Origin of the sequence: Shivajiella indica (assembly GCF_042683085.1) — a bacterium.
GTDB lineage: Bacteria > Bacteroidota > Bacteroidia > Cytophagales > Cyclobacteriaceae > Shivajiella > Shivajiella indica.
In genome coordinates this window covers 212,460-221,467 of record NZ_JBHUIV010000018.1, presented here as the reverse complement: position 1 = coordinate 221,467, position 9,008 = coordinate 212,460, and the positions used below count along the sequence as shown (strand labels likewise).

General features: G+C 42.5%; 4 protein-coding genes. 3 read left to right on the top strand and 1 reads right to left on the bottom strand.

Going from position 1 to position 9,008, the window contains the following annotated elements:
• On the bottom strand, positions 1-2,034 hold a 2,034-nt coding region (locus ACFSKV_RS13725; RefSeq protein ID WP_380804022.1), incomplete at its 3' end, for a PVC-type heme-binding CxxCH protein.
• A 412-nt stretch (positions 2,035-2,446) separates the two neighbouring features.
• Between ACFSKV_RS13725 and ACFSKV_RS13720 the strand changes: the two genes are divergently transcribed.
• Genes ACFSKV_RS13720 through ACFSKV_RS13710 form a run of 3 tightly spaced genes read left to right on the top strand, consistent with a single transcriptional unit; the run spans position 2,447 to position 8,997 of the window.
• Positions 2,447-4,831, top strand: a complete 2,385-nt coding sequence (locus ACFSKV_RS13720) for a DUF1549 domain-containing protein (RefSeq protein ID WP_380803778.1) — start codon at positions 2,447-2,449, stop codon at positions 4,829-4,831.
• Positions 4,832-4,858: 27 nt separating this feature from the next.
• Positions 4,859-6,289: a DUF1501 domain-containing protein gene (locus tag ACFSKV_RS13715; RefSeq protein WP_380803775.1), complete on the top strand. Its 1,431-nt coding sequence runs from the start codon at positions 4,859-4,861 to the stop codon at positions 6,287-6,289.
• Positions 6,290-6,342: 53 nt separating this feature from the next.
• The gene (locus ACFSKV_RS13710) at positions 6,343-8,997 is read left to right on the top strand and encodes a heme-binding protein (RefSeq protein ID WP_380803773.1); all 2,655 of its coding nucleotides are present in this window, start codon (positions 6,343-6,345) and stop codon (positions 8,995-8,997) included.
• Positions 8,998-9,008: the final 11 nt, after the last annotated feature.

Below are 9,008 nucleotides of genomic sequence, written 5' to 3'. Positions count from 1 at the left end.
GAAATTCCTGTCACTGCCCTTTACCAAATCCAATCTGTGCCTGGTCTTAAAACCTGTACCATCATCTTCGACTGCATGTTGTTTCATTCCCAAAAATCCAATGGTATTATTGATCAGAAGATCTCCTTGCACTTCGTCAGGGAAATGCCTACTGGAAACAAACTCCAGGCCTGAGGTAGGCCGTACCCGATGTGCGTCTTCAATCAGGTTTTCAGATTTGTGCGTTGCTTCCCCATACCTTGGCAATACTGAACCTGGCATCATCCACCTGACATCAGGACCTGATGTTTCAGCGAAAAAATTCTGCCCAAAGTCATCAAAAGCAATGCCCCAGGGATTGGGAATGGCCAGTTGGGCGGTTCGCTCCAGATGATGTCTGGAGGGATTGTACCTGAAAAACCCGCCGTTCGTAGCCCTTACCGGGCCATAGGAGGTTTCCACATTGGTATGAAGAAACACACCCTCTCCCATGTAAATGGCTCCTGAGGGATCAGCCGCAAAAGCAGAAATGACATGGTGCGTATCATGGTCATCAAAACCACTGAGCAAAATCTCAATCTTATCCGCACGGTCATCCCCATCTGTATCAATCAGTATCTTCAGATTGGTCCCCTGGGAAACATATACTCCTTCAGGAGCTATTTCAAATCCCATCGGAAGATGAAGACCATCTGCAAAAACCGTCTGCTTATCTGCTTTGCCATCCCTGTTGGTATCCTCCAAAATGATGATCTTATCATTGGGCCTGGTATCTCCCGGTTTATAATGCGGGTAACTGGGACAGGTGGCAATCCACAACCTCCCCTTATTATCAAAACTCATCTGTACCGGATTGGCCAGGTCAGGGAATTCCACTTCCGAAGCAAAAAGTTCAATCTTGTACCCATCAGGGACTGTCAGTTTATCCAAGGCATCCTGCCCATACAAATAGGTCAGGTTACCGTTTTGCTGCGGATTGTAATTGGTCTCCACAGGAGGTAACTGGATGGTGTTCTTGTCAGCCGCAGCAATATCCATCCTTTCCCCTTGTCCTGCTTTCCAGATAGCCTCATCCCTAATGGCTGTCATCTGCCTTATTTTCTCCAATTCAGCAGGATAATTGTCCGGACCGAAAGGCTTGTATCTCCGTCCATAGACATGGACCCCGTTGGGGATTTTGTAATCATTGTGCCACATCCAGTTTTTTTCCTTGACCATTTCATGGATCAAAGTCCTGTTGCCCTCCGCCTTTGCTTTGGCTTTGCCAAAAACCCCATCTGCCAGTAACAAAGCTAATTTTTGGTATCCTTCCTCATTGAGCTGTGATCCATCAATGGTCAAAGGCTGATCGGATGAAGCATACCATTTTTTGGAAGGATTGAAGGCATCCACAAACAATACCTTGTTCTTCTCAGAAACCTCCTTCATGGCCTGGGTATACAGCGCAAGGTTTTTGTTCTCTTTAACCCCGTTGGGCAAATCTTTGAGGGAAGATAAATCCTCAAAGGCTATGGGTGAAATGATGGCCAATTGAGGAGGGGTATTTCCGTTGTATTGCTGCTGTAGCGTATGTTTGATAAAGGCATCCAATTCTGCTTTGTAATTCTCCAGCCCTTCTTCCCCCTGAAAAGATTCATTGTATCCGAAAAATGCCAGGATGATATCAGCTTTGTGTCTCGTTAACCACTCATCAGGCATTTCAAAATGCCCCTGACTGTCCGAAAAATTGGCCAGTTCGGTCTGAAATTCCTCTGCACCGGGAAAAGCCCAAGGGGATACCCTCCCTGAATGCGGCCTAAAACCCGGGGTATTTCCTCCATCACACATATTCCGGATATATAAAAGACTATCAGGATAACGCACATGCATCTCTGTCTCAAAAAGTCCATATTCCATCATTCTGGATCCCAGATTATTTCCGATCAGGATGATATGATCACTTTTATTTAATTGAACGGTTTCTTTCTGGCTGCATTGGAAAGCAGTAATGGCAAGGAGAAGGATTACCAAATTTTTCAGGATTCTACTCCTGAGGGTTATCGAGCGATTGATCATAAAATTATAGTGCATGAATTGGGCTATTGCTTTTTATAAATTATTAGACTCACAAAATGTATAAAATATTCTTTATATTTTTTTTGAGAACCATCCTGTAATGTCCTGTTCCTTTATAGAATGGAAATGTTCTGGAATTTAGACTTAGTCTCTTAAAATAGAAATAAGAGATTGAATTAACCAATAGAAAAAACATGTACGGTCTCATAAGAAAATAAGCTATTGTTTGAGTGGTATCTTTATTTTGATTACTTACTCTTTTATATTCCCTCTGTTACTTTTTCTATTGTCAAAAACCGCTGTGAACATTCTCATAGTGCAGGTATGTACAGGACAGTTATTTGAATAAAACTTAAGAAAATTATATCTTGGGTATCTGTGTTCAACTCTCTCAAATGCGTAAAAACATCCAATGATTTTAGAAAATTTCTGGCTTTGGCAATTCCTTGGAAGGCTTCATCCTCTAGTGGTTCATTTTCCTATCGGTCTATTGGTTTTTGCTGCATTGTTGGAAATCTTTACCATTGGGAATTACCAATCCAAACTGAGACCTGGTATCAATGCACTTATCCTTGGGGGTGCCATTTCATCCCTTATTGCCGCAGTTTTGGGTTGGCAGTTGGCGATAAATGATAAAATTACAGGTGAATTATTGGAAAAACATCAGCTACTTGGTTTCATTTCCGCTGCCTTCAGTTTGGTATTTCTATGGATTTGGAACCAAGTGGAGAATAAAAAAAGATTAGACCAAATCAGGTTATATAGAGCTGCACTTTTCATTACTACAATCAGTATTTCGATTACAGGACATTTGGGAGCTTCCTTAACTCACGGGGAAGATTATTTAACCAGTACATTACCTTGGAATGATAGTAATCCAACTTACAATCCCATTGAATTTAACATTGCCAGTTATGAATCGACGGGAGGCGTATTGAGTCCGGAAGCAGAATTAAAATTAGTTGGGGAGGTAAGGATGATTTTGGCTCACAACTGCTATAAATGCCACAGTGGTGCCAAAATTGAAGGTGATTTAAGGCTGGATTCAAAAGAGTTGGTATTTAAAGGTGGAGAATCCGGTCCTGTGATTTTACCAGGTAATCCGCAAAAAAGTGAGCTGATCAGAAGGATCAACCTTCCAAAGAACCACAAAGATGTCATGCCTTCCAAAGGAAATCCTCTTAGTAAAGAAGAGATTTCCCTGTTAAATTTTTGGATAGAAAAAGGTGCCCCCTGGCCAGATGGAGCTGCCCAGCCAAGCATATACCGAGTGGCTGAACTGGCACCCAGAAAACCCAAGCTGCCCAAAGTCTCAAATGGACTCAATAACCCTGTTGACTTATGGGTTAATGATTACTTTACCCAAAAAAATCTGACATGGCCAACAGGCATTGACGACAGAACCTTTCTACGGAGAATTTACCTGGATGTGATCGGATTATTGCCCAGTCCGGAGGAACTGGAAAATTTTTCAAATGATACCAGACCGGACAAGCGTGAAATATGGATCAGAGAATTGTTGGAGAGAAATGATGATTATGCCATGCATTGGTTGACTTTTTGGAATGATAACCTCAGAAATGATTATACGGGTACCGGATATATAACCAATGGCAGGTACAATATCACCAATTGGCTATATAGCTCCCTGAAGAACAATAAACCTTACGATACTTTTGTCAAGGAACTCCTTAATCCCGATGAAAGCTCGAAAGGTTTTATTGAAGGGATCAGGTGGCGTGGGACTGTTAATGCCAGTCAGCGAACAGAGATGCAGGCAGCGCAAAATGTAGGACAGGTGATCCTTGGACTCAACCTCAAATGTGCTTCCTGTCATGACAGCTTTATTTCAGATTGGAAATTGGAAGAAGCCTATGCTTTTGCCAATATTTTTGCTGATACTACCTTGGAAGTCAGCCGATGTGAACAACCCACCGGTCAATTGGCCAGCACCAAAATCCTTTGGGAAGAACTGGGTGAAATTGACAGTTTAGCCTCCCGATCTGAAAAATTAAGACAACTTTCTGAAAAACTAGTTCAGCCTGCCAATGGAAGGATGTACAGGACTATTGTTAACAGAATCTGGAAACAGATGATGGGAAGAGGACTGGTTGAGCCTGTTGATGAAATGGACAATGAGCCTTGGAGCCAGGATTTATTAGATTGGCTGGCTGTAGAATTTGTGGATAATAATTATGACTTAAAAGAACTGATTTACCTGATCGCTACCTCAAAAATTTACCAATCCGCATCTTTTGGGGTTAAAAGTCCTGATTTGCTCGTATCTGATGATTATCTGTTTACAGGAATGACCAGGCGCAGGTTAACGGCAGAACAATTTTCTGATGCAGTCAGCCAAATCATCAGCCCTGTTTTTGCTAAAGGAGAACTGAAATACAATCCTTTCCAATTGGCTAAAAACGAGGAGATTCAACCGGAATTTGCCAGGGCATCTTTAGTTGCCAATAACAGTTTTCTGACAGCCTTGGGAAGACCAAATAGGGAAATTGTATCAACCAGCAGGGATTCACAGGCCAGTCTGCTACAATCACTTGAGCTGAGCAATGGGGAGCGTTTGTTTACCGTTCTTGAGAAAGGTGCAGCAGAGTGGAGTAATCAATACTTGAGCGGAGAAGTCATTGCAGAGGAATTCTATAGAAAAGCACTGCTAAGAAAGCCAAACCAAAAAGAATTGAAAATAGCGAAGGAAGCCTTAGGGAACCGTCCTGATCCGGAACAAATTCAGGATTTTTTTTGGGCGGTATTGTTACTACCTGAATTTCAGATAATTTACTAGTTGAAAAAATAATTGATTGAAAACCGCATGAATTACAACCTAAATCGGAGAGATTTTTTGAAGAAAACAAGCGCTGCGGCCATGGCTACCATGGCGATGGGAACTCCTTTTTCTGGTTTACTTTCCTCATGCGGTTCAAATGATTCGATTTCTTCTACTGCGGATTCGGTCATATTGCTTTTCATGGCAGGTGGCATGGCCCACACCGAGACCTTTGATCCTAAAAAGCATACCGCTTTCCGAAAAGGAATGCATTCAAGTGAAGTATTGAGTACCTTTCCTTCGGTCCCAACAGTCTTAGATGGGATAAACTTTTCCGAAGGTTTGGAATCTATTGGAAAAATCATGGATCGTGGTACTTTGATCAGATCCTATGTTGCTGCGGATTTGGGGCATATTCTCCATACCAGGCATCAATACCATTGGCATACCTGTTATGAACCTCCCCAATCTGTGGTAGTACCGCATATCGGTTCTTGGATAGCCAAAGAATTAGGTCCTTTGAATCCTGTCATACCTCCTTTCATCAATATTGGGCAAAGGTTTACTGTTGGAGAAGGGGAAGAACTTAAGGCATTTCACAGTGCTGGTTTTCTAGGTTCAGAATTCGGTCCTTTCCTGATTCCTGATCCCACTTCCGGCTTGGAAAGCGTTCGCCCCCCTTTGGGAATGTCCCTTCAAAGGTTCGAAGCCAGAAACCAACTTTACCAAAATCTGATCAATGAAAGTGCCATGGGAGAATTTGGAAGTGATTACCAGAAAGAATCCCTGAAAAGATCTATGGAGCAGGCCTATATCCTTCTCAACTCCCCTGAGGCCAAAGCCTTTGACCTGAGCCAGGAGCCCAAGGAGAGTTATGATGCCTACAATACCGGGAAATTTGGTTTAGGCTGTCTCTTGGCCAAAAGACTGGTGAACCAGGGAGCAAGATTCATCAGTGTCACTACAGAATATGAACCATTCTTTGGTTGGGACACCCATGATAATGGTCATACCCGCTTGAAAGACATGAAAAAATTAATCGATGCGCCAATTGCACAATTGATCAAAGATCTGGATGAAAGTGGTAGGTTGGCCAGGACCATGGTGATCGTGGCTAGCGAATTCAGCCGGGACATGCTGACAGAAGGAAGGCCTGATTTAAAAGTTCAGGACCAAGTGGAAGTACCGGAAATTATAGAAGACCTCAAAAATTACGGCATGCACAGGCATTTTACAGATGGTTGTTCGATCCTGATGTTTGGGGGTGGTATAAAAAGAGGACATGTATACGGAAAAACCGCAGATGAAAGGCCATGCAAAACCATTGAGAAGCCAATCAAAATAGATAGCATCCACCAGACCATTTACCATGCGCTGGGTATAGCTCCGGACAACCATTACATGATAGAAAAAAGACCCTTCTACACTACTCCGGATGGACATGGAAAAGTCGAAATGGAACTATTAAAAAGTTAGAAAAAATTGATAATCTCGAAAAAAATAAAACAAACCCTGATAACCATAAACCTATGTTGACAAGAAGTTCAATTTTAAGATCAATTGCCCTACTACTGTCCTTGGGGGTTCTTTTTTCATGCGGAAAAAAGGTTGAAGAAAAAGGACCTGTTCACCCAAAAGTGGCTAAACTAAAACTTCCTGCTGGATTTGAAGCAGAACATATATATAGCCCGGGAGAAAATGAACAAGGTTCCTGGGTTGGCGTGACTTTCGATAATAAAGGAAGAATGATCGCCACCGACCAATATGGAGCACTATACAGACTTGAAATCCCACCAATTGGTTCAAAAGACCTGACTCCAAAAGTTGAAAAACTGAAAATCGGTACGGATGAAAATAAGCTGGGTATGGGCTATGCCCAAGGGGTCTTATATGCCTTCAACAGCTTATATGTGATGGTCAATCACAATGCCAATGATGCCTTTGATAAAGGAACAGGGCTTTACAGGCTTCAGGATACTAATGGGGATGATCAATATGATGCTGTCACTTTAATCAAAGCCCTTCAGGGTGACCCCGGTGAACATGGCCCTCACAGTATGGTGGTTTCTCCTGACAAGCAATCCATTTATTTGGTAGCAGGTAACCATGTGGATGTCCCTGAAATGAATGCATACCGACTTCCAAGAGTGTGGGATGAAGACAATATATTTCCGGTGATCAAAGACCCCCGTGGACATGCCAACAACCGAATGGCCCCAGGAGGATGGATAGCAAAAATTGATCCGGAGGGAAAAAATTGGGAACTGATCAGTGCAGGATTTAGGAATGCCTATGATATCGCTTTCAATGAGGCAGGTGATTTATTTACTTATGATTCTGACATGGAGTGGGATTTTGGAATGCCTTGGTACAGACCTACCAGAATCTGCCATGTAACGAGTGGAAGTGAATTCGGCTGGAGAACAGGCAACCAAAAGTGGTCTCCTGAATATCCTGATAATTTACCTGCGACTTTGAATATAGGTCAAGGTTCCCCGACCAATGTGATGTTTGGAACAGGATCTAATTTCCCTGAAAAATATAAGAAAGCACTGTTCGCTTTTGACTGGAGTTTTGGTATCATTTATGCCATTCACCTGCAACCTTCCGGCGCTACCTATGCTGCGTCAGCAGAGGAATTTATTTCCGGCTCTCCCCTTCCCCTTACAGATGGAGCTATTGGTCCGGATGGAGCTATGTATTTTATGACAGGAGGAAGAAGGCTTCAGTCTGATGTGTATAGGGTGTTTTATACCGGAAAAGCAGATAAGTCTTCCTCAGGAAATGGGTCCAAAAGCTTGCCTGAAGCACATCAGATCCGAAGAAAACTGGAAGAATACCATACTGGTGGACCTAAAGCCGGGGCAGTTGATTTTGCATGGCCTTTCCTAAAACATGAAGATCGGTTTATTCAATATGCGGCAAGAATTGCAATCGAACACCAACCGGTCAAAGAATGGCAGGAAAAAGCTTTGAATGAGAAAGATCCACGGACATTGATTCAGGCTATGATTGCCCTGGTCAGAATGGGTGACAAAAATCTTCAGCCCCATATACTTGAAGGGCTAATAGCTATGGATTATAGTCAATTATCTGAGACAGACCGGCTGAATATGTTAAGGGCAATTGAGTTAAGCTTATTCAGACAGGGAATGCCTTCAAATGGTTTAAAAGACGGATTAATCGGATACCTAGACCCTCATTTTCCATCCAACAACAATAGTCTTGACCGCTCTTTGAGTAAGGTCCTTGTACACATAGATGCTCCGGATGCGGTGGAAAAAATTGTGGGACAATTAAGAGTAGCAAAAGATGATGCAGATTATCAAAAGACTTTCACTGCCTCCTCAGATTTGATTTTAAGAAACCCTCAATATGGACTGGATATAGCAGATATGTTGGCGAATGTTCCCCCTGCCCAGCAATCATATTATGCTACTGTTCTGGGAAAGGCAAAGGTTGGATGGACTCCTGAATTTAGGGAAGCCTATTTTAAATGGATTCACGATGCCTTCCAGTATAAAGGAGGCAGAAGCTATGTGGGCTTTATTGACAGAGCAAGAAAAATGGCTTTGAATAGGGTAAATCCAAATGAATTTGACTACTACAATGAATTATCAGGAGCCTCTCTCCTGACAGGAAGTGGCAATGACCTAATAGTGTCCGATATACAGCCTCAAGGCCCCGGCAGAAACTGGAAAGTTGAGGAAGCTTTGGCGTTAATGGAAGATCTGAAAGGAAGGGATCTTGTGAAAGGAAAGGCAATGTATGCCGCTTCTTTGTGCCTTTCATGTCATACCATGCACGGAGAAGGAGGGATAGTTGGCCCTGATCTAACCCAATTGGGAACCCGATTTTCTCCCCAAGACATATTGGAGTCCACCATTAATCCCAATGCAGTCATTTCTGACCAATACGCTGCTACTATTTTCTATCTCAAAGATGGCAGTTCTGTGCTGGGCAAGCTGACCAATGAGGACAACGAAAAATATTACATTTCCCAAAATCCTTTTGATCCGCAGAATTTAAGGGAGATTCCTAAAAAAGAAGTGACCAGTAAAAAGCTTTCAGAAATCTCCGTCATGATGCCAGGTTTGATCAATAGGCTCAATGAAGAGGAATTAAAAGATTTGATGGCCTACCTGATCTCAGGAGGAAATCAAAATCATGAAGTGTACAAGTAATTTAGATTTAG